We start from the raw sequence: 22,954 nt of genomic DNA on the forward strand, positions 1-22,954 counted from the left end.
CTCCTCATCAGATGGAAGGTGTGCGGCGTCGGGCACGGCGAGGTGCCGCGCGCCGTACGAGATCCGCGGGGTGTCAGCCCTTGACGGCGCCGGCCACCAGGCCGGAGACCATGCGGCGCTGCACCAGGAGGAAGAAGACGACGACCGGGATGGTCATCATCGTGGAGCTGGCCATGATGGCCCCCCAGTCGGTGCCCTTCTGCCCGAAGAAGTACTGGATGGCGACGGGCATCGTGTAGCCGGACGACTCGCTCATCAGGACCAGCGCGAAGATCAGCTCGTTCCAGGCGGTGATGAAGGAGAAGATGCTGGTGGCCACCAGGCCGGGCGCGACCAGCGGGAAGAGCACCTTCCAGAACGTGGTGAACCTGCTCGCCCCGTCGATCCAGGCCGCCTCCTCCAGCGTCTTGGGCACCGCGGCGACGAACGTGCGCAGCATCCAGATGCCGAACGGCAGCGTGAGGCCCACGTTCACGACGATCAGGCCGAGCAGCTGGTCGTACAGGCCGAGCCGCTTGACGCTGAGGAACAGCGGGATGAGCAGCGCCTCCGCCGGGATCATCTGCACGACCAGCAGCAGGATGAGGAACGTGTTGCGCCCCTTGAACCTGAACCTGGCCACCGCGGTCGCCGCGAGCAGCGAGAAGACCGCGCCGATGAGCACCGTGCCGAGCGCCACGATCGCGCTGTTGCGCAGGTAGACCCAGATCGAGTTGCCGGCCACGCCCTCGGTGAGCACCCGCTCGACGTGCTCGAAGGTGAAGTGGGTGGGGAACGGGATGAACTCGGTGGTGAAGATCTGGTCGTTGGCCTTGAACGCGGTCGAGACCATCCAGTAGACGGGGAAGATCGCGAACGCGAACACCAGGAGGGCGGTGGCGTTCAGGACGACCTTGCCGAGCCGTTTGCGGGCGAGGGGGGTCATCACAGGTCCTCCTGCCTGACCAGTTGCCGGACGTACACCGCGGTGACGATCAGCAGGATCACCGTCAGCACCAGGGCGATCGCCGCGCCCGACCCCATCCGGGGCGGCGACCGGAACGCCTCCGCGTAGGAGTAGACCGACAGGTTGAACGCCTCACGGTTGGCGGGGCCGCCCATGAGCACGTACAGCTGGCTGAAGACCTTGAAGTCCCAGATGATCGAGAGCACGGTCAGCACCGCGAAGACGGGCTTGAGCAGCGGGAAAGTGATCTTTCTGAACGTCCGCCAGGCCGACGCCCCGTCCACCTTGGCCGCCTCGTACAGCTCGGACGGAATGCCCTTGAGCCCGGCCAGCACCGACACCGCGATGAACGGGAAGCTCGCCCAGACGACGGTGAGGGCCAGCACCATGTAGATGGACCAGGCGTCGTTGAGCCAGGGCTCGCCGGTCCAGTCGGCCCGGCCGAAGAGCAGGCTGGACAGCCAGTCGGGCAGCAGGTTGAGGGCCCAGTTGATGACGCCGGCCTCGGCGTCGAACAACCACTTCCAGATGATGCCCTGCGCCACCGGCGGCACGGCCCAGGCGAACATGATGCCGACCACCAGGAACGTGGACATCTTGCGGCCGAGGTTGTTGAGCAGGACGCCCACGGCGGTGCCGACGACCAGCGTCAGCGTCACCGCGACGACGGCGAAGACGACCGTGTTGCGCAGCGCGGACCAGAAGATCTCGCTGTCGAAGATCCGGGTGAAGTTCTCCAGGCCCACCCATTCGGTCGGCCGCCTGCCGCTGATCTGCGCCAGGCCGACCTTCTGGAAGGCCATGATCCCGACCTGGACCATCGGGTAGAGCAGCAGCGCCCCGATCACCAGCAGGCCGGGGATCAGCAGCACGTACGGGATCGACCAGACGGGCAGGCCGCTCGCCTTGGTCCGGCCACGAGGGCGGCGGGGCCGCCCCGGGGTGGAGGAGCGTTCTCCACCCGGGGCGAGCGTCGACATGTCGGTCATGGTCAGGAGGCGTTGAGGATGTCTTCGATTTCGTTGTTGGCCTTGGCCAGCGCCTCGTCGGCCGTCGCCTTGCCCTCGATGACCGTGCGGGCCGCGTTCTGCAGCACCGCCTTGGTCTCGTTGGCCTCGGTCCAGTTGGGGCTGGCCGGGAACGCCTTGGCCTTGGCGAAGGCGGCGGCGAACGGCGCCTGGGCCGGGTCCTCGGCCAGCTTGGCCAGGGCGTCCGGGTAGACCGGGAGCAGGCCGCCGTCGGTGGCGTACTTGACGCCCCACTCCTTGCCGGAGGCGAGCTTCACGAAGTCCTTGGCGGCGTCCTTCTCCTTGGCTCCGCCCCACACGGCGATGTCGTTGCCGCCGAGGAAGGACTGGGCCTCGCCGCCGTCCTTGGACGGAAGCGGGAAGAAGGCCAGCTTGTCGCCCTTGAGCTTGCCCTTGCTGTCCTCCTCGATGCCGGGCAGGTCCCACGACGCGGTGAGGTACATGCCGACCTTGTTGTTGGCGAAGCGGGTGCGGATGTCCACGGTGTTCTGGGTCAGCCGCGCCTTGCTGGACAGGCCGTCGGTCACCAGGCCGGTGTACTGCGCGAAGCCGGCCTTGAAGCCCGGCTCGGTCAGCTTGCCGACCCACTTGTCGCCCTCCTTGACGGCGTACTCGCCGCCGGCGGTCCAGGCGAGGGCGCCGAGCAGGTGGTTGGCGTCGGAGCCGCCGTTGAAGGCGAAGCCGTCGACGTCCTTGCCCTTCTCGGCCTGGATCTTCTTGGCCGCGGCGACCAGCTCGTCCCAGGTCTTCGGGGTCTCGAGTTTGAGCTCCTTGAACCAGTCGGCGCGGTAGAGGACCGCTCGGCTGCCGCCGCCCCACGGCACGGCGTACGTCTCACCGTCGATGGTCTCCAGGCCCATGAGGTTCTTGGGGATCTGGGCCTGGTCTCCGGCGCCGACGACGTCGGTGATCGGCTCCAGGGCGTCCTGGCTCTGCCAGAGCGGCACCTGGTCGTTGCCGATCTCGGTCACGTCGGGCCCGGCGCCGCCGGCCGCGGCGGCGGTGAACTTGTCGTTCACCTGCGGCCACGGGATCCACTCGACCTTCACCTTGGCGCCGGTCTGCTGCTCGAACGCGGCCACCAGCTCGTCGGTGTACTTCTGGGCGGCCGGGTTGCTGTCACCCAGGCGCCAGAAGGTCAGCTCCTTGCCCGCGTACTTCGGGCCGGAGGCGGACGCGGCCGTGCTCGGCTCCGCGTTGGGGGCCTCGCTGGAGCCGCAGGCGGCCAGACCCAGGGCCAGCGCGGCCGTGGTGACCGTAGTGGCTGTGATCTTCGCGATCTTCACAGGGTTCTCCCTTCCCGGGTGCTGGCCTACGGTCGGCACCTGGCTGAACGTCGATCTCGCGGACGAGTGCTGTTAAACTAACAAGAAACTTTCCTTTAAGAAACGCCTGTTAGCCGATCGTGACGAGAGGGGCGGGGCGGATGACCAAGAGCCCGGGCACACCCAGGCTGCTGCGCCGGCTGAACGACCGCTCGGCCCTCGAACTCCTCCTCGCCGACGGCCCGCTCACCCGCGCCGAGCTCGGCGAGCTGACCGGGCTCTCCAAGGTAACCGCAGGTCAGCTGCTGTCTCGCCTGGAGGAGCGCGGCCTGGTCGAGGTGGCCGGGGAGCGCGCGGGCGGCCGGGGTCCGCACGCCACCCTCTACGCGGTCGTCCCCTCCAGCGCGTACGTGGCCGGGCTCGAAGTCCTGCCCGACAGCCTCAAGGTCGGTGTGGCGGACATCACAGGCCGCATCGTGGTCGAGATCACGCTCAACCCGTCGGACTTCAGGGACCCGGTCAAGGCGGTGCACGCCGCCGTGCAGCGGGCCTGCGCGACCGCCGGCGTGGACAGCTCCCGGCTGCACGCCTTCGTGATCGGCACCAGGGGCGTCGTCGACCCGCGCGGCGGCGACGTCCGCTGGTCCTACGACCTGCCGTCCTGGCACGTCGGCGTGCTCGCCGGCCTGCGCGAGACGCTCGGCGTCCCCGTGACGATCGAGAACGACGTCAACCTGGTCGCGCTGGCCGAGCACCGCTACGGCGCGGCCGTCGGCCATGACGACTTCGCGGTGATGTGGGCCGGCGTCGGCCAGGGCCTCGGCGTCATGCTCGGCGGCAGGCTGCACCGGGGGATCAGCGGGGGAGCGGGCGAGATCGGCTGGCTGCCCGTGCCGGGCGAGCCGCTGCCCGCCGACGTCTCCCAGCCCCAGTCGGGGTCCTACCAGCGCCTGGTGGGCCAGGCGGCGCTGCGCGAGCTGGCCGAGGCGCACGGCGTGCCCGGCCTGTCGGTGGCCGATCAGGTGCGCCACGGCGACGACGGCTTCCTCGGCGAGGTGGCGGCCCGGCTGGCCGTCGGCGCCGCCGCCGTGGCCGTGGTGCTCGACCCCGGCCTGATCGTGCTGGCCGGCGACGTCGGCAGGGCCGGCGGGGCGAGGCTGGCGGCCAAGGTCGAAGAGGCGGTCGCCCGGATCTGCCCCAGCCAGCCCCGGGTGCTCACCACCGGCGTGGCGGGCAACCCCGTGCTGCGCGGCGCTCTGGTGGCGGCGCTCGAACAGGCTCGCGAACAGGTTTTCTCCGACACTGTGTGAGAATTTCTGCCCATGTGGCAGCCATCGAGCGACATTGTGCTCATATCCGACCCCCGGGTGGCCGCGATCCCCCTGTGGGAGTCCGGCGAGGCGTTGGCCGACGCGCGCCAGCGGCTGCGCGTGGATCGGCGCCTGGCCGACGACACCGGAGCCTACGCCCACCTGCGCGCGGGCCTGCTGGCCAGGCTCGAACGGGCCGAGCGGCGCCTTCCTGACGGATACCACCTGCTGGTCGTCGAGGGCTACCGGCCCGTCGCGACGCAGCGCCGGTACTTCGAGGAGTATCGGGACGAGCTCCAGGCCACCTTCCCCGACATGTCGCCTGACGAGGCTTTTATCGCGGCGAGTCGGTACGTGTCGCCCGTGGAGGTCGCCCCGCACACCGCCGGCGCCGCCGTCGACCTGACCCTGTGCGCCCCCGACGGCACCGAGTACGACATGGGCACCGAGGTGAACGACAACCCGGAGGACAGCGGCAACGCCTGCTACATGGCCGCCCCCACCGTCTCCGCCGAGGCCCGAGCCCACCGCAAGATCCTGGCCGCCGCCCTCGAACCGGCCGGCCTGGTCAACTACCCCACCGAGTGGTGGCACTGGTCGCACGGCGACCGCTACTGGGCGTACACCAAGGGTGTCTCCGCCGCCCGCTACGGTCCCGTAGATTCCCCGGTGTAGCGCCTCAGCCGGGGAATGACTGCCCTCATGGAGCTCTTCCCCGCGATGCCACTGGCCGGCTGGCAGCCCACCAAGGCCACGATGCACAGGTTCTGCCAGGTGGTGGGCAAGATCCGGCTCGCCGCCGGGGTCCGGCGCAACCACTGGTGGAACGCGCCGTTCCACCTCACCGGCCGCGGGCTGACCACCCGGCCGATGGGACAGGCCGACGGCAACCCGATCTTCACGATCGACTTCGACCTCGTCGGCCACCGGCTGGTCGTGACCACGCTCGACGGGCGGGAGGTGTCCTTCCCGCTGTACGGCCAGTCCGTGGCGTCGTTCTACCGGGCCACCATGGAGGCGCTGGCGTTCCTGGACGTACGGGTCGAGATCGACCTGCCCCACCCGTTCGACCTGCCCGACGCCGGCCGGTCGTTCGCCGAGGACACCGAGCACGCCCAGTACGACCCCGTCCAGGTCACCCGCTACTGGCAGGTGCTCAGCCAGGTCAACCTGGTGCTGGAGGAGTTCGCCGCGGGCTACTCGGGCAAGGTCAGCCCGGTGCACCACTTCTGGCACACCTTCGACATCGCCTGCACCAGGTTCTCCGACCGGGTGATCGACCAGCCGCCCAGCGTCGACCCGGTGACCCGCGAGGCCTACTCGCGCGAGGTGATCAGCTCGGGGTTCTGGTTCGGCGACGACGCCTTCCCCGAGCCGGCCTTCTACTCCTACACCGCTCCCGAGCCCGAAGGACTGGACCGCGAACCCCTCGTGCCGGCCGCCGCCGGCTGGATCGAGCAGCGCGGCGGCCACCTGGCCGTGCTGCGCTACGCCGACGCCCGATCCGAGCCCGACCCGCGGGGCGCCGTGCTCGCCTTCTACCAGAGCGCCTACGAGGCCGGAGCCCGGCGCGCGGGATGGGACATCGAGCGGCTGGCCTGCCCGGGCGGAGTCACCGATCCGGTGCTGAGCGGCGACCGCTGACACCTGCCGAGGGCAGTGGCCGCAGGGGTGGGGTTCGGTGTCCTGCGTGGTCTGGGGAGTTTCGCGGAGATCTGACAACGGGCACAAACGGTACGGAGGCTCCCTGACTACCCTGCGAGGTGGGTCGTGGTTCCGTTGATCGGGATTGAAGAGGAGTACCTCGTCGTCGATCCGCACACCCGCCACGTGGCTCCGCGAGCCGCCGACGTGCTGGCCGCGGCGACCGACGTGCTGGACGTGGTCCACGAGATCACCCGCTTCCAGGTGGAGGCCCGCACGGCGCCCTCCGCCGACCTCACCGAGCTGGGCGCGCAGCTGCGCGCCACGCGCAAGGAGGTGGCCGGGGCCGCCCGGTCGTGCGGCCTGGCCGTCGTCGCCAGCGGCATCCCGGTGCTGGGCAACGTCATGCCGCCCCCGCTGAGCGACGACGTCCGCTACGAGCAGGGCCGGGTGCTCTACCGGGCGCTCCACGACGAGATCAGCATCTGCGCCCTGCACGTGCACATCGACGTGCCCGACGAGGAGCACGCCGTCTACGTGGGCAACCACCTGCGCCCGTGGCTGCCCACGCTGATCGCGCTGGCCGCGAACTCGCCGTTCTTCGTCGGCCGCGACACCGGCTACGCGTCCTGGCGGGTGATCAGCTGGGGGCGCTGGCCGGTGTCCGGGGCGCCGCCGTACTTCCCGACGTTCGCCGACTACGAGCTGGCCCTGCGCGCGCTCTCGGAGTCCGGCGCGCTGATGGACCCCAAGACGGTGTTCTGGGACGCCCGGCCGTCGCCCAAACTGCCCACCGTCGAGGTACGGGTCGCCGACGTGCCGCTGGACGTCAGCGACAGCCTCACCATCATCGGCCTGATCCGCGCCCTCGTCGTCACCGCGCTGGCCGAGGTGCGGCGCGGCGACCGGGGGCTGCCCATCCCGTCGGAGGTGCTGCGGGCCGCCTACTGGCGCGCCGCCCGCGACGGCCTGCAGGGCGACAGCCTCGACGTGCGGGCCGGCACGCTCGTGCCCGCCCCGGTCATGGCCGGTCGCCTCTTCGAGCACGTACGGCCCGCGATGGCCGAGGCGGGCGACCTGGCGTACGTCCAGGAGGGCCTGGACCGGCTGCTCCGGCGAGGATCCGGAGCGACGCGCCAGCGCCGGGTGCACGCCCGCGGCCACGACCTGGCCGAGGTCGTGGACGACCTCATCGAGGCCACCGTGGCCTGAGAGGGCCATGGTCCGAGAGGGCCACGGCCCGAGAGGGTCACAGTCGGCCACGGCCACGGCCCGAGAGGGCCACGGTTTGGCACGGCCACGGTCGGCAGGGGCCGTCACGGGCCCGGCTCAGCGGCCGGCCGCGTAGCCCTGGGCGCCGCGCGGGTTGGCCGCCGCCTTCAGGAACACGCCGTCACGGGCGACCGCGCTCAGCCTGCCGAGCGACCACGAATCCCGCACCTCCACCTCGTGGCCGCGCCGGCGCAGCTCGGCCACCACCGCCGCGCCCACCCGGTCCTCGATGTGCATGACGCCGGGCCGGGACTCGCGCGGGAAGAACGAGCTGGGAAAGTGCTCGGAGTGGAACATGGGGGCGTCGATGGCCTCCTGGAGGTTCAGGCCGCCGTGCACGAGGGCCAGGAAGAGGTTGAGGCTCCACTGGTCCTGCTGGTCGCCGCCCGGCGTGCCGAACGCCAGCCACGGCCGGCCGTCCCGCAGCGCGAACGACGGCGACAGCGTGGTGCGCGGACGCGCGCCCGGCCGCAGCGAGGCGGGCAGCCCCTCCTGCAGCCAGAACATCTGGGCCCGGGTGCCCAGGCAGAAGCCCAGCTCGGGGATCGTGGGGGAGCTCTGCAGCCAGCCGCCGCTGGGCGTGGCGGACACCATGTTGCCGTGCCGGTCGACGACGTCTACGTGGCAGGTGTCGCCCCGCACGGCGCCATCTGGGGAGACGACCTGCTCGGCGCCATCTGGGGAGACGACCTGCTCGGCGCCACCGGCGGAGACGACCTGCTCGGCGCCACCGGGAGAGGCGATCCGCTCGGCGCCGTCGGGGGGCATGACCCGCTGGGCGCCGTCGGGGGAGACGATCCGCTCGGCGCCGTCGGGGGGCATGACCCGCTGGGCGCCGTCGGGGGGCATGTCCCGCTGGGCGCCGTCGGGGGAGATGATCCGCTTGGCGTCGGGGGAGATGTCCTGCTGGGCGACGCCCCGTCCGACCGTCGGCTCGCCTACACCCGCCACCGCCCCCGGAACGCCGGGCGCGTTCGTCGCCGGCGGAGGGGCAGGCAGGCGGGGGATCCGGCCGCCGGGGCTGCCGGGACGCAGCTCGGTGCTGGCCTCGGCCCCCACGAGCGCGCGCCGCCCGGCGTTGTAGGGCTCGCTCAGCAGGTCGGCCAAGGGCACGTCGGTGTCGCCGTACCAGGCCTCGCGGTCGGCGAAGGCCAGCTTCGCCGACTCGACCACCGTGTGCACGTAGTCGGCGCTGAGATGTCCCATCCCGCCCAGGTCGAACCCGGACAGCAACGCCAGCTGCTGCAGGAAGACCGGGCCCTGGCCCCACGGCCCCGTCTTGCACACGGTGTGCCCGTGGTAGTCGAACGTGACCGGCTCCTCCACCGACGCCGTCCACCCGGCCAGGTCGTCGCCGGTCAGCAGCCCACCGTGCACCTCGCCCGAGCTGTCACGCCAGGCCGTCCGGGCGCTGAAATCCGCGATCGCCTCCGCCACGAACCCCTGGTAGAAGGCGTCACGGGCGGCCGCGATCTGTCCTTCGCGGGTGCCCGAGGCCGCCTGGGCCTCCGCCACCAGCCGGCGGTAGGTCGCGGCCAGCACCGGATTGGCCAGCGACGTGCCGGGCACCGGTACCTGGCCGCCGGGCAGCCACGTCGCCGCCGACGTCGGCCAGTCAGCCGTGAACAGGTCGCGTACCTGCTCGATCGTGGCGGAGATCCGCTCCAGCACCGGGACACCGCGCTCGGCGTAGTGGATCGCCGGCGCCAGCACGTCGGCCAGCCGCCAGCTGCCCCACCGCTCCAGCATCAGCATCCAGCCGCCGAACGCCCCCGGCACCGTGGCCGCGAGCAGCCCGGTGCCCGGCACGACGTCGAGCCCGAGCCCGGCGAACCGCTCGATGGTGGCGGCCGACGGGGCGACGCCCTGACCGCACACCACCGCGACCCGCTGCTCCTCCTCGCTCCACAGCAGGATCGGCACCTCGCCGCCGGGACCGTTCAGGTGCGGCTCGGCCACCTGCAGCACGAACCCCGCGGTCACCGCGGCGTCGAAGGCGTTGCCGCCGCGTTCGAGCACGCTCATGCCGGTGGCGGCGGCCAGCCAATGCGTGCCGGCCACCATGCCGAAGTCTCCGGTCAGCTCAGGTCTGGTGGTGAACAACGCGTGTTCCTCTCAAGGGGGCAAGGGGGATGACCGCCGCGCCCAGCCGGTCGCGGAACACGTCCAGCACGTCGGCTTGGACGGTCAGGTCCGGGGTCGTGGCTCGTCGGCGATCAGCAGGCGCGGCAAGCGGGCCACCGTAATCGTGATCATTACGCGCTGGCGTCTGCTCATGAAGGGGAGGGTTTTGGGAGACTGTATACAGACTACACTTCGGAGAACTTGTCACCGCTGGTGGCGAACCCGTCAGTCGCCGAAGCCGGGCGGCTGACCTGCCACATGCGCTCGAACTCCGCATGGAAGTGCTGGTACCAGCGGTGGTCGTGCCGTGCGCGGAGAGTGAACACCGGATCAGGGCCAGGGGATCGGTGCGTCCCCAACTCGACGTCGATGATCCCGTCGTCACTGTCGACGTCGATCAGGACGAGGCCGAACGCGGGCACGAACGACATGAACCGCACCTCGATCCGGCCCGGCACGTCGGGAGTGCCGGCCAGGTGGCGGAGCAGGTCGATCGTGGACTTGATGCGGTGCTCGAAGACCTCTGGACGATCGGGAATCGTGCTCCGGCGAGCCGCTTCCAGAGGCGCCGTCCCGTCGGGATCGATCAGCAGGACCTTGATGGAGGCCCCCCGGCGCAGCCGGTTCTCCAGCTCGCCCACGTGGTTGCGGATGGTCCGGTTCAGCGTGACGCCGGCGATGCGGATGTCATCGGCCCGGACGATCCGCTGCTCGAGCCCCTGCCGGGTGGTCGCGAGAAAGGCGTCGGCGGCCACCTCGCCGGCGATTCTCTTCTCGACCAGTTCGTTGAGACGCATGATCCGGGACTCCAGCTCGGCCACATGATGTCTCGGCCCGAGCGCGTTGACAGCCAGCAGGGCGAGCGTGGCCAGTGTGGCGGCGCCCACCACCTTCGTATCGACGACGTCGAAGACGCCGAGCACGCCGACCACCAGGGCGATCAGCGCAGTGAGGTAGATCTCGAGATTCTTGCCGGTGCTGAGGTCGGCACGTAGCCGTGCCAGGAGGCGCATCCTCCCATCCTCGTCCGCCGGCACCTTCCGTCAAGATCGGGAGTATTCGCGCCTGATCACGGGTGACGATGACCGGGGTGAGCGACGCTCGCCGGACGGGACAGGAGAGTCATTCGCCGACCGAGAGGAGAGAGTCAGGAGAAATCATCCTCGACCTCGACCCCTTCCTGCTCCAGCGCCTCCCTGATCACTCGGAAGGCCAGGCCGGGAGGGTAGCCCTTGCGGGCCAGCATGCCGGCGAGGCGGCGGGTGCGGGCCTGGGAATCGAGGTGGCGAGTGCCGGAGAGTTTGCGGCCCACGAGGCGCCGGGCGGTCTCCAGCTCCTGATCCGGGTCGAGCCGTTCGACGGCCTCGTTGACCGTCTCGGAGTCGACGCCGCGGTGACGGAGCTCGGCGGCCAGCGCGCGTTTGGCCAGGCCCCGACCGTGGTGCCGGGAATCGACCCAGGCTTCGGCGAACGCCTCGTCGTTGATCAGCCCCAGCTCGGAGAACCGGTCGAGCACGGCCTCGGCCGCTTCGTCGGGCACGTCGCGCTTGCGTAGAGCCTCGGCCAGTTGGGCCCGGGTCTTCGGGGCCATGGTGAGCAGTCGCAGGCAGATGGCCCGTGCCACGGCCTCCGGATCGGCAGGAGGTGTGGCGGCGGCTGCCGAACCCTCGTCAGGCCCATCGGGGGTCCATCCACGGCCTCCCTCCGTTGACCGCCCCCTCTTTCCACTCCGGCCACCCGACCCTCGCCTCTTCGCCGCCCGCCTACCGCCCGGCTCCCCGCCATAACCGCCTGGACCAGCCTCGTCGTAACCGGCTCCGCCATGCCTGTCCCCGCCATGGCCAGTCTCGCCGTAACCGGCTCCGTTATGGCCGGACCTGCCGTGACCATCTCCGCCATATCCGGCTCCGCCGGGTCCGGACTCGTGGTGCGGGGTGTTGGCGGGTGGGGTGTCGGGCCATGAAGAGGGAGCACCGGGACTGGCGTGGTCTGCGAGGCCGGTGTCGTCGGGGGATCCGGAGGAAGGGGGGCCGCCGCGCTTGCGTTTGCGGCCCCGCGACGGGGTGGGGACATCAGGCCAGGCGCCCCAGTCGCGAGACGCCTCTGGCGGGTCGGTGGCACTCACGCGGCTACCGATCAGACGTCACCGGGCTTCGGCGTGGCGGCCTTGGATCCGCGGCCCGAAGGAGCGGCGGCGGCTGGCGCGGGCGCCGGGGCGTCGGTGGGCTTGTCGAGGCGCGGCCCCACCCCCAGCTTGTCCTTGATCTTCTTCTCGATCTCGTTGGCCATGTCGGGGTGGTTCTTCAGGAAGTTGCGGGCGTTCTCCTTGCCCTGGCCGAGCTGGTCGCCCTCGTAGGTGTACCAGGCGCCGGACTTGCGGACGAAGCCGTGCTCGACGCCCATGTCGATCAGGCCGCCTTCGCGGGAGACGCCCACGCCGTAGAGGATGTCGAAGTCGGCGACCCGGAAGGGCGGGGCCATCTTGTTCTTGACGACCTTGACCCTGGTGCGGTTGCCGACCGCCTCGGTGCCGTCCTTGAGGGTCTCGATGCGACGGATGTCGAGGCGTACGGAGGCGTAGAACTTGAGCGCCTTGCCGCCGGTCGTGGTCTCGGGCGAGCCGAACATCACGCCGATCTTCTCGCGCAGCTGGTTGATGAAGATCGCGGTGGTGCTGGTGCTGCTGAGGGCGCCGGCGACCTTGCGCAGGGCCTGGGACATCAGGCGCGCCTGGAGGCCGACGTGGCTGTCGCCCATCTCGCCCTCGATCTCAGCCTTGGGCACCAGGGCGGCCACCGAGTCGATGACGATGACGTCGACGGCGCCGGACCTGATCAGCATGTCGGCGATCTCGAGCGCCTGCTCGCCCGTGTCGGGCTGGGAGACGAGCAGCGCGTCGGTGTCGACGCCGAGCTTCTTGGCGTATTCGGGGTCGAGGGCGTGCTCGGCGTCGATGAACGCCGCGATGCCGCCGGCCCGCTGGGCGTTGGCCACCGCGTGCAGGGCGACCGTGGTCTTGCCGGAGGACTCGGGACCGTAGATCTCGACGATCCGGCCACGCGGCAGGCCGCCGATGCCCAGTGCGACGTCAAGGGAGATCGCCCCGGTGGGGATCACCTCGATGGGAGCTCGGGCATCGTCGCCGAGGCGCATGACTGAGCCCTTGCCGAACTGCCGCTCGATCTGGGCGAGGGCGGTCTCGAGGGCCTTCTCGCGGTCGTTGATAGCCATGGGAACTCCCCTGGAGGGTCGTGGTCCGATCAGTCGAGTGAAAGCTATGGCCTGCCACCGACATTTTCCTGCGATCGCCGGGGAAGCCATGGCCCGGCGGAGTCAATCGTAGCCGAACGACTGTTCGATCACATCGGCAACACGCTGCCCGGCCCGCGCGATCGTACGGGCCGGCGCGCGAACGCCTCGCGCGTGACGGCCCATCCGTTCATCCGCGAGCGGACGAGCGTGTTGTGATGCGTCATGAGCTGGGAAGACTGGTGCAGAGGGTTGGAGGCGGCGACGTGGCCAACACGTACACCGAGGAACGACGCACCCATCTGGAAGCTCTCGCCGAGCTGCTGCCCGCGCAGGGCCTGGTGAGCCGCATGCTGGGCGGAGACGATCCGATGCTGTGGGTGTGGCACCCGGGCAGCGGCCGTCAGACGATCATATTCGCGACACCCTCACGAGCCGGCTGGGTCTTCCTGTGGTCGCCGGGCGGGAAGAGCGGTGTCGACGATCTCACGCGCACGGCCCGCACGCTCGGGGAGACGCTGGCCTCACCGAAGCCTGGGTGAGACGTCCTCCACCTGGCAGACCGCCCGCCAGACCGTCTTGGCGCTCTCGCCGTCGGCCAGTGCCTGCGTCACCGTGCGGCCTTCCAGCGGGGCCAGCACGTAGTCACGGGCCCACGAGTCGGCGTAGGTCTCGCCGAAATGGGCGCGCATCCGTCTCCAGAACTCGGTCAGGCGCATCAACCAAGTATGGAACCGCCGGGTGCGTGGGTAGGACAGGCGCATGGCAAAGACCCCCAAGTCCTCCCCGTCCAAGTCCGCCAAGGTGAAGGCCAACCGCCTCAGGCGCCGTGCGTTACGTCTGGTGCGGCGGCTGGCCGTACAGAGTGAGAAGGCCGAGAGATCCGAGCGACACGCGGGCATCAGGCAGACGCCCCGTACCGGCAGGCCGCGGACGCGCCGGGCGTCGCGGCGCTAGCCACGAGAGTCACATCACGCGCGAGCCGTACATCTCCCCGAGATGGTCGGCGAGCAGCTCCAGCCGGGTGCCGTCGGGGTCCTTGAAGTAGATGGAGGCACCGCTCTCGATCTGGTGCGGCACGCCGGCCATCTCCAGCTTGCCGCGCAGGCGCTCCCAGGTGGCGGGGTCGACGGAGATCGCGAGGTGGTGCAGCCCGCCGAGCACCTCCTGGTAGGGGCCGAGGTCGAGCCCTGGGAAGTCGAAGAAGGCGAGCAGGTTTCCGTTGCCGATGTCGAAGAAGAAGTGGCTGGAACCCTTGAAGTCACGGTTCTCGAAGATCTCCGTGAGCGGAAACTCCAGAAGCTCCTGGTAGAACAGGATCGTCCGCTCCATGTCTGATGAGATCAGGGCGAAGTGGTGCAGGCCGCGCCCGCTGCTCAGAGACCGGCGCGGTAAGACGTGGCGCTCCCTGAGGTCCTCGCGGCGAGCCCCAATGGCTGCGTAGTCGATGCCCACGGTCGCTGTATGTCCGCCGATGCCCCGGCTCAACCGCTCCACGCGGGGACAATGCGTTTTCTGTCGGTGAGGCGAGGCACTATGGGCAGGTGAGCTCGCTCGACCAGTTCAGCCAGGTGACCAGGCGATGGTTCACCAGTTCCTTCGCCGCGCCCACCACCGCCCAGGAGGGCGCGTGGGAGTCGATCGCGCGCGGCGACAACACGCTGGTGGTCGCGCCGACCGGGTCCGGCAAGACGCTGGCGGCCTTCCTGTGGTCGCTCGACCGGCTGGCGGCCGAGCCCGCCGAGCCGGGTGAGCGCGCAGGCACCCGGGTGCTCTACGTCTCACCGCTCAAGGCGCTGGCCGTCGACGTCGAGCGCAACCTGCGCGCTCCGCTGGCCGGGCTCAAGCAGACGGCCAGGCGGCTCGGGCTGCCCGTGCCGGAGATCTCGGTGGCGATCCGGTCCGGCGACACCCCGGCGGAGGATCGCCGGCGGTTCGCGGCCCGGCCCTCCGACATCCTCATCACCACACCGGAGTCGCTGTTCCTGCTGCTGACGAGCCAGGCGCGCGACGCGTTGCGCGGTGTGCGCACCGTGATCGTCGACGAGGTGCACGCGGTGGCCGCCACCAAGCGGGGCGCCCACCTGGCGCTCAGCCTGGAGCGGCTCGACGCGCTGCTCGAACGGCCCGCCCAGCGGATCGGGCTGTCGGCGACCGTGCGTCCGGTGAGCGAGGTCGCGGCGTTCCTGGGGGGCGCGCGGCCGGCGACGGTCGTGCAGCCGCCGTCGGACAAGCGCATCGAGGTCGAGGTCGTGGTGCCGGTCGAGGACATGACGGAGGTGGAGGCGGGGCCCCGGCCGGGCGAGGGCGAGGAGCTCGTCCCCGATCCCGCCGGCCGGTCGATCTGGCCGCACGTCGAGGAACGCCTGTTCGACCTGATCGAGGCGCACAGTTCGACCATCGTGTTCGCCAACTCCAGACGGCTGGCCGAGCGGCTGTGCACCCGCCTCAACGAGCTCGCCTTCGACCGTCGGCAGGGCCCGGAGGCGATCGATCTCTCGATCTGGGAGACGCCCGAGCCGCCGGGCCCCACACCCGACCCGCCGCACCCCACGGCCGGTCCGCCGCGGACAGCCGCCGAGTCCCCGCGACAGACACCCGCCGACGCCTCGCGGCCGGCGGCCGAGGGCCCGCCGCAGCGGATGCCCGCCGAGTTGATGGCGCAGGCGGGGGCGAGCAAAGGCGTCGTCACCGAGGTCGTGCGCGCTCACCACGGGTCGGTGTCCAAGGAGGAGCGGGCGCAGATCGAGGAGGCGCTCAAGTCGGGGCGGCTGCCCGCCGTGGTCGCGACCTCCAGCCTGGAGCTGGGCATCGACATGGGCGCGGTCGACCTGGTGGCCTGCGTCGAGTCGCCCCCGAGCGTGGCCAGCGGCCTGCAGCGCATCGGCCGGGCCGGACACCAGGTGGGCGCCGTGTCCAAGGGCGTGATCTTCCCCAAGTACCGTGGCGACCTGGTTCAGACGGCCGTCGTCGCCGAGCGCATGCGCACCGGCCAGATCGAGGAGCTGCGCTACCCCCGCAACCCGCTCGACGTGCTGGCCCAGCAGATCGTCGCGATGACCGCGCTCGACGAGTGGACGGTCGACGAGCTGGAGGCCCTGGTCAAGCGGGCCGCCCCCTACGCCACGCTGCCGCGCACCGCGCTCGAGGCCACACTCGACATGCTGGCCGGGCGCTACCCGAGCGAGGAGTTCGCCGAGCTGCGCCCGCGCGTCGTCTGGGACCGGGTGACCGGCACCCTGCAAGGACGGCCCGGCGCCCAGCGGCTGGCCGTCACCAACGGCGGCACGATCCCCGACCGCGGCCTGTTCGGCGTCTTCCTGGTGGGCGAGAAGTCCTCCAGGGTGGGCGAGCTCGACGAGGAGATGGTCTACGAGTCGCGGGTCGGCGACGTGTTCGTGCTGGGCGCGACGTCCTGGCGGATCGAGGACATCACGGCCGACCGGGTGCTGGTCTCCCCGGCGCCGGGTCAGCCGGGCAAGCTGCCGTTCTGGCACGGCGACGCCCAGGGCCGCCCGGCCGAGCTGGGCAGGGCGATCGGCTCGTTCCTGCGCGAGCAGGCCGAGCACGGCTCCACCGAGCGGCTGACGGCGGCCGGGTTCGACGAGTTCGCCTCGGCCAACCTGCTCTCCTACCTGGCGGAGCAGCGCGAGGCCACCGGCTACGTGCCCGACGACCGCACCCTGCTGATCGAGCGGTTCCACGACGAGCTGGGCGACTGGCGGGTGGTCATCCACTCGCCCTACGGCGCGCGGGTCCACGCTCCGTGGGCGCTGGCGATCAACCGGCGGCTGCGCGAGCGTTACGGCGTCGACGTCCAGGCCGTCCACTCCGACGACGGCATCGTGCTGCGCATCCCCGACACCCTGGCCGAGCCGCCGTCCGACGTGGCCGCGTTCGACGCCGAGGAGATCGAGCAGATCGTCACCGAGGAGCTGGGCGGGTCGGCGATGTTCGCCTCCCGGTTCAGGGAGTGCGCCGGGCGGGCCCTGCTGCTGCCGCGCCGCACGCCGGGCAGGCGCAGCCCGCTGTGGCAGCAGCGCCAGCGGGCGGCCCACCTGCTGGGGGTGGCCTCGCGTTACGCCTCGTTCCCGATCGTGCTGGAGACGATGCGCGAGTGCCTGCAGGACGTGTTCGACGTGCCGGGGCTGGTGCGGCTGATGCGTGACATCGCCGCGCGCCGGGTGCGGCTGGTGGAGGTGGAGACGTCGCAGGCGTCGCCGTTCGCCGCGTCGTTGCTGTTCCGCTACATCGGCGCGTTCATGTACGAAGGTGACGCGCCGCTGGCCGAGCGGCGGGCCCAGGCGCTGGCCCTCGACACCGCCCTGCTGGCCGAGCTGCTGGGCCAGGCCGACCTGCGCGAGCTGCTCGATCCCGACGTCATCGCCGAGGCCGAGCGTGAGCTGGCCAGGCTCGACCGGCCGCTGCGTGACGTCGAGGACCTCGCCGACCTGCTGCGCTCGCACGGGCCGCTGCTCGCGCCCGACGTCAGCGTGCGCGGGGGTGATCCGGCCTGGCTCCAGGAGCTCGTACGCGCCCGCCGGGCGATCAGCGTCCGGATCGCGGGCGAGGAGCAGTGGGCGGCGATCGAGGACGCGGCGCGGTTGCGTGACGCGCTGGGCGTGCCGCTGCCGGTCGGCGTCCCGCACGTGTTCCTGGAGCCGGTGGCCGATCCGCTGGCCGACCTCGTCGCCCGCCACGCCCGCAGCCGCGGGCCGTTCCACGCGGACACCGCGGCGGTCAGGTTCGGCCTCGGCGTGGCCGTGGTGGGCGACGCCCTGCACCGGCTGGCCGCCTCGGGACGGGTGGTCAACGGCGAGTTCAGGCCGGGCGGCCGGGGCGAGGAGTGGTGCGACGCCGGTGTGCTGCGGATGCTGCGGCGCAGGTCCCTGGCCAGGCTGCGCAAGGAGGTCGAGCCGGTCGCGCCCGAGACGCTCGCGCTGTTCGCTCCCGCCTGGCACGGCATCACCGGCTCGTCCGGCGCGCCACGTCCGGTGGCCGGCGCCGCCGGGTCGGCGCGGGCGATGGACGCGCTGGTGCGCTCGGTCGAGCAGCTCCAGGGGGCGGTGGTGCCCGCGTCGGCGCTGGAGACGCTGGTGCTGCCCTCGCGGGTGCCCGGCTACCATCCGGCGCTGCTCGACGAGCTGACCTCGTCTGGGGAGGTGATGTGGGTGGGCCAGGGCTCGCTGCCCGGTGGTGACGGGTGGGTGTCGCTCTTCTTCGCCGACACAGCGCCCCTGCTGCTGCCCGAGCCGGCCGAGATCACCATGACCCCGCTGCACACCCAGGTGCTCGACGTGCTCGGCGGGGGAGGGGCGCTGTTCTTCCGGGGGCTGTCCGACCAGCTCGGCTCGCTCGACGACCCGGCACTGGCCACGGCTCTGTGGGACCTGGTGTGGTCGGGTCGGGTGTCGGGAGACACGCTCGCGCCGCTGCGCGCCACGCTCGGGTCCGGCCGCCCCGCGCACCGTCCGGCCACGACGCGGCGCCGCCGGGCGGTGCTGCCCAGCAGGACCGGCCCGCCGACCGTGGGCGGGCGGTGGTGGCTGCTGCCGTCCCCGGCGGCCGACGCCACCCAACGGGCCCAGGCGCAGGCGGAGGCGCTGCTCGAACGGCACGGCGTGGTGACGCGGGGGGCGGTGACGTCCGAGCGGCTGCCGGGCGGGTTCACGCCCGTCTACCAGGTGCTGCGGGCCTACGAGGAGAGCGGGCGGTGCCGCCGCGGCTACTTCGTCGAGGGGCTCGGTGGCGCCCAGTTCGCGCTGCCGGGGGCGGTCGACCGGATGCGGGCGATGGCGCCGGGCATCGCGCCCGGCTCGGTCGGGCCCGCCGGTGAGGGTTCGGCCGACGCGTTCGGTCCCGGAGGATCCAGGGCGTCAGGCGCATCCAGGGACCCGGCGCGCAGGGCCGTGGTGCTCGCCGCCGCCGACCCGGCCAACCCCTACGGCGCGGCCCTGCCGTGGCCCCCCCGTTCCGGCGACGCGGGGCACCGGCCGGGGCGCAAGGCCGGGGCGCTGGTGGTGCTCGTCGACGGGTTCCTGGTGCTCTACGTGGAGCGGGGCGGCAAGACGCTGCTGTCGTACGCCGACGACGAACGACTGCGGCCCGCGGTCGACGCGCTGGCGCTGGCCGTGCGCGACGGCGCGCTGGGCAAGCTGACCGTCGAGCGGGCCGACGGCGCCTCGATCGTCGACTCGCCCTTGGCCGCGGCCCTGGAGGAGGCCGGATTCCATCCGACGCCGCGGGGGCTCCGGCTGCGCGCTTAGCGAACGGTGAGACGCCTTTGACCGACCGTCCGCACTCACCGCCGTGCCCGCCGTGGTCGCGACGGGCGACGATCTTCAAGCTGGCCGACCTGCCCGAGCGGAGCCCGGATGTGCGGGGCTTTTACGGAGATGGCTGCCAAATGGAGAGATGCCAGCCCGTTAGACACGCTTGATAACTCGTTTGCTTGCTCGTGACCTGTTCGACGCATAACCTCGACGGCAGTGAGGAGTTACTCCGCGCAGTGCGGATTGCCATACCGGTGAACAACGGACGAGCGAGCTTGGTTGATCGAGACAGGCGAGGTGTCGGCTATCGGAGTCGACGCCCGGTCAGTCTTGGCTTGATATCCGTCGTGGTGATGCCGCCGATCGGGCTTTCCGCGCCGCGTACGTGACCCCTCCCGTTTTGAGGCCGCGTTATGGGTGATGGGGACGCGAGGAGGGCGGGGCGCACATGGGGCCGCTTGTCGTGGTGCTTTCGGTGGCGGTGCTCCTGCTCACGTTCGGAATGATCGCCGCGCTGCTCGTCGTGGTCCGGCGCACCTCGGGCGGCGTCTCAGGTGGCCTCTCGCGGGGTGGCGAGCCCAGTCCAGAGCAGTTGCAGGCCGTACACGAAGAGCTCGAACAGGCGCGTGCGGAGGCCGGGGAGATCCGTGACAAGGCCGAGTCCGACGCCGAGGAGATCCTGCGCAGGTCGGAGGCCGCGGCCGAGAGCGCGGCGCAGATGCGGCGCGAGGTCGAGCAGGAGAGCCGGATCCTCAAGAACGAGCTCAAGGAGCTCAGGTCCGACCTCGAACGCAGGGAGACCCGGCTGGCCGAGCGCGAGCAGCGGCTGGACGAGGAGGCCCGGCGGCAGTCCGAACGTGACCGCAAGCTGGCCGAGACCGAGATCGAGCTGGCCGACCGGCGTTCCGAGCTGCTCAAGGTCGAGGAGGAGCGGCGGGTCATCCTGGAGCGGGTGGCCGGGCTCACGGGCGAGCAGGCCAAGGCCGAGCTGGTCAGGGAGATCGCCAACCAGGCGAAGCGCGAGGCCGCGCTGATCATCAGGGAGATCGAGGGTGAGGCGCGCAAGGAGGGCGAGAAGCGCGCCACCAAGATCGTGACCCTGGCCGTGCAGCGGGTGGCGGCGGAGCAGACGGCCGAGTCGGTCGTCAGCGTGCTGCACCTGCCGGGCGACGAGATGAAGGGCCGCATCATCGGCCGGGAAGGCCGCAACATCAGGGCGTTCGAGTCGACCACGGGCGTCAATCTGATCATCGACGACACTCCCGAGGCCGTGCTGCTGTCCTGCTTCGACCCCGTACGCCGGGAGACCGCCAGGCTCACCCTGGAAAAGCTGGTGCTCGACGGCCGGATCCACCCGCAGCGCATCGAGGAGGCCCACGAACGCAGCCGGGCCGAGGTCCAGGACCTGTGCGCCCGGGCGGGCGAGGACGCCCTGGTCGAGCTCGGCATCACCGACATGCACCCCGAGCTGACCCTGCTGCTCGGCCAGCTCAGATATCGCACCTCCTACGGCCAGAACGTCCTCAAGCACCTCATCGAGTCCGCGCACATCGCCGGCATCATGGCCGCCGAACTCAAGATGGACCAGACGCTGCTGAAGCGCTGCGCCCTCCTGCACGACATCGGCAAGGCGCTCACCCACGAGGTCGAGGGCAGCCACGCGCTGATCGGCGCCGAGATCGCCCGCCGCTACGGCGAGCAGGAGGACGTGGTGCACGCCATCGAGGCCCACCACAACGAGGTCGAGGTCCGCACCGTCGAGGCGGTGCTCACCCAGGCGGCCGACGCGATCTCCGGCAGCCGCCCGGGCGCTCGCCGCGAGTCGCTGGAGGCGTACGTCAAGCGGCTGGAACGCCTGGAGGAGATCGCGCAGTCCTACGAGGGCGTCGAGAAGGTCTTCGCCATGCAGGCCGGCAGGGAGATCCGGGTGATGGTCAAGCCCGACGCCATCGACGACATCCAGGCCCAGGTCATCGCCCGCGACGTGGCCAAGCAGGTCGAGGAGGAGCTGACCTACCCGGGCCAGATCCGCATCACGGTGGTGCGCGAGTCGCGCGCCACCGAATTCGCCCGTTGACGCCCCGGGCCGGCTGAAAGCCGCTGGCAGAAGACCGCCGGCCCAGGCGGAGCCAGGAGCGGGCGACGCCGGTGGTGGAGATGGGGGACGGCCAGATGGGCATGGCCGCTGAATCCTGCCGGAAGATCGGCGGGCGCGCGGAGCGGTCACCCTACTCGGGTGACCACTCCGCGGCGTCAGCCTCCGGGTACGCCTCCGGCGGTTTGGTCCAGCCCGACCGCTCCGGGAGGCGCGATCGGTGTCGCCGCGGACTTGCGGCTGCGGCGGCTGCGCCGCTCCAGCCGGGTCGCCAGATAGCTCAGTGCCAGGTTGAGCGTCACGTAGATGATGCCGATGACGATGGCCGCCGGGATCAGCGAGCCGAAGAAGGCGGCCGGCAGGATCTTGAAGCCGGTGTTGAGCAGGTCGACGTAGGCGATGATGTAGCCGAGCGCGGTGTCCTTGAGCAGGACCACGAGCTGACTGACGATCGCCGGCATCATCGCCGTGACCGCCTGCGGCAGCAGCACCAGCCGCAGCACCTGGTTCTTGCGCATGCCGATCGCGTACGCCGCCTCCGACTGTCCCTTGGGCACGGCGTTCACGCCCGCTCTGACCACCTCGGCCAGGACCGACCCGTTGTACAACGTCAGGCCGAGCACCACCGCGGCGAACGCGTAGTCGCCGCCGCCGAACAAAGTCGGCGCGAGGTAGAAGATGAAGAAGATCAGCAGCAGCAGCGGGACGGCCCGGAAGACCTCCACCACCAGGCCCGCCGGGACCCGGATCCAGGCGTGGTCGGAGAGCCTGGCCAGACCGAAGATCGCACCGAAGGCCAGGGCGAGCACCGCGGCCACCGCGGCGGCCTTCAGCGTGCCGATGAGACCGGGGATGATGAAGAACTCCCAGGTCTCGGCCTCCAGGAACGGCTGCCAGATCTTGCCCTCGAACTGGCCCTTGGCGTCGAAGCCCCGGTAGACGCCGTAGACGGCGGCGCCGACCACCACGATGCTGACCAGCGTGAGGAGATGGTTGCGCACTCTCGTGCGCGGCCCAGGGGCGTCGAACAGGACAGAGGTGCTCATCGGACCACCGCCAGGCGTCGGGCCAGCCAGCCGGTGTAGTAGCCGATCGGCAGGGTGAGGGCCATGAAGGCCACGACGATTCCGAGGAAGATCGGAATCGAGGCGCCGGTGGTGTCGAACGTCTCCTTCATCACGGCCGCGGCGTCGGCCAGGAAGCCGCCGGCGGTGGCGACCGTGGTGTTCTTGATCATCGCGATCATCACGCTGCCGAGCGGGGCGACCACCGCGCGGAACGCCTGCGGCAGGATGATCAGCGTCAGGGACTGGAAGAAGGTCAGCCCGATCGCCCGGGCCGCCTCGGCCTGCCCCAGCGGCACCGTGTTGATGCCGGCGCGCAGCGCCTCGCACACGAAGGCCGAGGTGTAGACCGCCAGGCCCAGCGCGACGATCCAGAACGAGTTGGTCCTCGGCACGTCGGAGAAGACGAGGCCGAGCGTGTCGCTCAGGCCGAGCGCGGAGAAGGCCAGGACCAGGGTCAGCGGGGTGTTGCGCACCACGTTGACGTAGACGGTGCCCGCCGCGCGCAGCACCGGCGTCGGTGAGACCCGCATCGACACCAGGATCGTGCCGAGGAGGAGAGAGACGACCCCGGCCACGAGGGAGAGCTTGACGTTCTCCAGGAACCCCTCCGCGAGGGCGGGGGCGTACTTGATCAGTTCGTCCATCGTGCTCCACCACATAGGAGGGCGGCGGCCGGGTCACC

19 protein-coding genes and 2 pseudogenes are annotated in these 22,954 nt (G+C 71.1%); 9 read left to right on the forward strand and 12 right to left on the reverse strand.

Annotated features, from left to right (window positions below; translation table 11 throughout):
• Positions 1–73 precede the first annotated feature (73 nt).
• The 3 genes from IEY82_RS09400 to IEY82_RS09410 are packed head-to-tail and all read right to left on the reverse strand — an operon-like array spanning position 74 to position 3,260.
• Entirely contained in the window at positions 74–925 is an 852-nt protein-coding gene (locus IEY82_RS09400) for a carbohydrate ABC transporter permease (RefSeq protein ID WP_189123950.1), read from the reverse strand.
• On the reverse strand, positions 925–1,926 hold the full coding sequence (locus IEY82_RS09405; RefSeq protein ID WP_225262516.1) for a carbohydrate ABC transporter permease: 1,002 nt from the start codon (positions 1,924–1,926) through the stop codon (positions 925–927). Before IEY82_RS09405 ends, IEY82_RS09400 begins: the two co-directional genes overlap by 1 nt.
• 11 nt (positions 1,927–1,937) lie before the next feature.
• Entirely contained in the window at positions 1,938–3,260 is a 1,323-nt protein-coding gene (locus IEY82_RS09410; protein ID WP_189123648.1) for an extracellular solute-binding protein, read from the reverse strand.
• A 140-nt stretch (positions 3,261–3,400) separates the two neighbouring features.
• Between IEY82_RS09410 and IEY82_RS09415 the strand changes: the two genes are divergently transcribed.
• From IEY82_RS09415 to IEY82_RS09430, 4 genes are all read left to right on the forward strand, one after another.
• Positions 3,401–4,549 (forward strand): ROK family transcriptional regulator, encoded by a 1,149-nt coding sequence (locus IEY82_RS09415; protein ID WP_189123649.1) that lies wholly within the window; start codon positions 3,401–3,403, stop codon positions 4,547–4,549.
• 12 nt (positions 4,550–4,561) lie between these two features.
• Entirely contained in the window at positions 4,562–5,224 is a 663-nt protein-coding gene (locus tag IEY82_RS09420) for a M15 family metallopeptidase (RefSeq protein WP_189123650.1), read from the forward strand.
• A 27-nt stretch (positions 5,225–5,251) separates the two neighbouring features.
• On the forward strand, positions 5,252–6,193 hold the full coding sequence (locus tag IEY82_RS09425) for a DUF5996 family protein (RefSeq protein ID WP_189123651.1): 942 nt from the start codon (positions 5,252–5,254) through the stop codon (positions 6,191–6,193).
• Positions 6,194–6,319: 126 nt separating this feature from the next.
• The gene (locus IEY82_RS09430; protein ID WP_189123652.1) at positions 6,320–7,405 is read left to right on the forward strand and encodes a carboxylate-amine ligase; all 1,086 of its coding nucleotides are present in this window, start codon (positions 6,320–6,322) and stop codon (positions 7,403–7,405) included.
• 117 nt (positions 7,406–7,522) lie between these two features.
• Here the strand turns inward: IEY82_RS09430 and IEY82_RS09435 are convergent, their stop codons facing one another.
• The 4 genes from IEY82_RS09435 to recA form a co-directional block, all read right to left on the reverse strand.
• On the reverse strand, positions 7,523–9,568 hold the full coding sequence (locus IEY82_RS09435) for a gamma-glutamyltransferase family protein (protein WP_189123653.1): 2,046 nt from the start codon (positions 9,566–9,568) through the stop codon (positions 7,523–7,525).
• 206 nt (positions 9,569–9,774) lie between these two features.
• Positions 9,775–10,602, reverse strand: coding sequence for a DUF5919 domain-containing protein (locus tag IEY82_RS09440; RefSeq protein WP_189123654.1), 828 nt, complete (start codon positions 10,600–10,602; stop codon positions 9,775–9,777).
• Between the two features lie 134 nt (positions 10,603–10,736).
• Positions 10,737–11,714 (reverse strand): recombination regulator RecX, encoded by a 978-nt coding sequence (gene recX / locus IEY82_RS09445; protein ID WP_189123655.1) that lies wholly within the window; start codon positions 11,712–11,714, stop codon positions 10,737–10,739.
• Between the two features lie 11 nt (positions 11,715–11,725).
• Positions 11,726–12,820 (reverse strand): recombinase RecA, encoded by a 1,095-nt coding sequence (gene recA, locus IEY82_RS09450; RefSeq protein WP_189123656.1) that lies wholly within the window; start codon positions 12,818–12,820, stop codon positions 11,726–11,728.
• 260 nt (positions 12,821–13,080) lie between these two features.
• Between recA and IEY82_RS09455 the strand changes: the two genes are divergently transcribed.
• On the forward strand, positions 13,081–13,380 hold the full coding sequence (locus IEY82_RS09455) for a hypothetical protein (protein ID WP_225262519.1): 300 nt from the start codon (positions 13,081–13,083) through the stop codon (positions 13,378–13,380).
• On the opposite strand, the gene IEY82_RS09460 is transcribed toward IEY82_RS09455, so the two are convergent.
• Positions 13,363–13,557: a DUF3046 domain-containing protein gene (locus IEY82_RS09460; protein ID WP_189123657.1), complete on the reverse strand. Its 195-nt coding sequence runs from the start codon at positions 13,555–13,557 to the stop codon at positions 13,363–13,365. The two genes, IEY82_RS09455 and IEY82_RS09460, sit on opposite strands and share 18 nt — an antisense overlap.
• A gap of 43 nt (positions 13,558–13,600) precedes the next feature.
• Between IEY82_RS09460 and IEY82_RS09465 the strand changes: the two genes are divergently transcribed.
• Positions 13,601–13,795 carry a hypothetical protein gene (locus tag IEY82_RS09465; RefSeq protein WP_189123658.1) on the forward strand — a complete coding sequence of 65 codons (195 nt, stop codon included), beginning with the start codon at positions 13,601–13,603 and terminating at the stop codon, positions 13,793–13,795.
• Between the two features lie 9 nt (positions 13,796–13,804).
• Here IEY82_RS09465 and IEY82_RS09470 read toward each other — a convergent pair whose 3' ends face one another.
• Entirely contained in the window at positions 13,805–14,335 is a 531-nt protein-coding gene (locus tag IEY82_RS09470) for a VOC family protein (protein WP_225262521.1), read from the reverse strand.
• Between the two features lie 167 nt (positions 14,336–14,502).
• On the opposite strand from IEY82_RS09470, the pseudogene IEY82_RS40270 reads away from it, so the two are divergent.
• Positions 14,503–18,000 (forward strand): annotated as a pseudogene (locus tag IEY82_RS40270) (DEAD/DEAH box helicase); the annotation flags it as partial.
• On the opposite strand, the gene IEY82_RS40275 reads toward IEY82_RS40270, so the two are convergent.
• Positions 17,958–18,509, reverse strand: a complete 552-nt coding sequence (locus IEY82_RS40275) for a phage baseplate assembly protein V (protein ID WP_372459699.1) — start codon at positions 18,507–18,509, stop codon at positions 17,958–17,960. The pseudogene IEY82_RS40270 and the gene IEY82_RS40275 sit on opposite strands and share 43 nt — an antisense overlap.
• On the opposite strand from IEY82_RS40275, the pseudogene IEY82_RS40500 reads away from it, so the two are divergent.
• Positions 18,463–19,104: pseudogene (locus IEY82_RS40500) on the forward strand (Lhr family helicase); the annotation flags it as partial. The gene IEY82_RS40275 and the pseudogene IEY82_RS40500 sit on opposite strands and share 47 nt — an antisense overlap.
• A gap of 454 nt (positions 19,105–19,558) precedes the next feature.
• Complete coding sequence (gene rny, locus IEY82_RS09480; RefSeq protein WP_189123659.1) at positions 19,559–21,187, forward strand: ribonuclease Y; 1,629 nt, start codon at positions 19,559–19,561, stop codon at positions 21,185–21,187.
• A 176-nt stretch (positions 21,188–21,363) separates the two neighbouring features.
• On the opposite strand, the gene IEY82_RS09485 is transcribed toward rny, so the two are convergent.
• Together IEY82_RS09485 and IEY82_RS09490 are read right to left on the reverse strand one after the other, a co-directional pair.
• Positions 21,364–22,251, reverse strand: coding sequence for an amino acid ABC transporter permease (locus IEY82_RS09485; protein WP_189123660.1), 888 nt, complete (start codon positions 22,249–22,251; stop codon positions 21,364–21,366).
• Complete coding sequence (locus tag IEY82_RS09490) at positions 22,248–22,916, reverse strand: amino acid ABC transporter permease (RefSeq protein ID WP_189123661.1); 669 nt, start codon at positions 22,914–22,916, stop codon at positions 22,248–22,250. The genes IEY82_RS09485 and IEY82_RS09490 overlap by 4 nt, the downstream gene beginning before the upstream one ends.
• Positions 22,917–22,954: the final 38 nt, after the last annotated feature.

It is taken from the genome of Nonomuraea cavernae, assembly GCF_014646355.1.
GTDB lineage: Bacteria > Actinomycetota > Actinomycetes > Streptosporangiales > Streptosporangiaceae > Nonomuraea > Nonomuraea cavernae.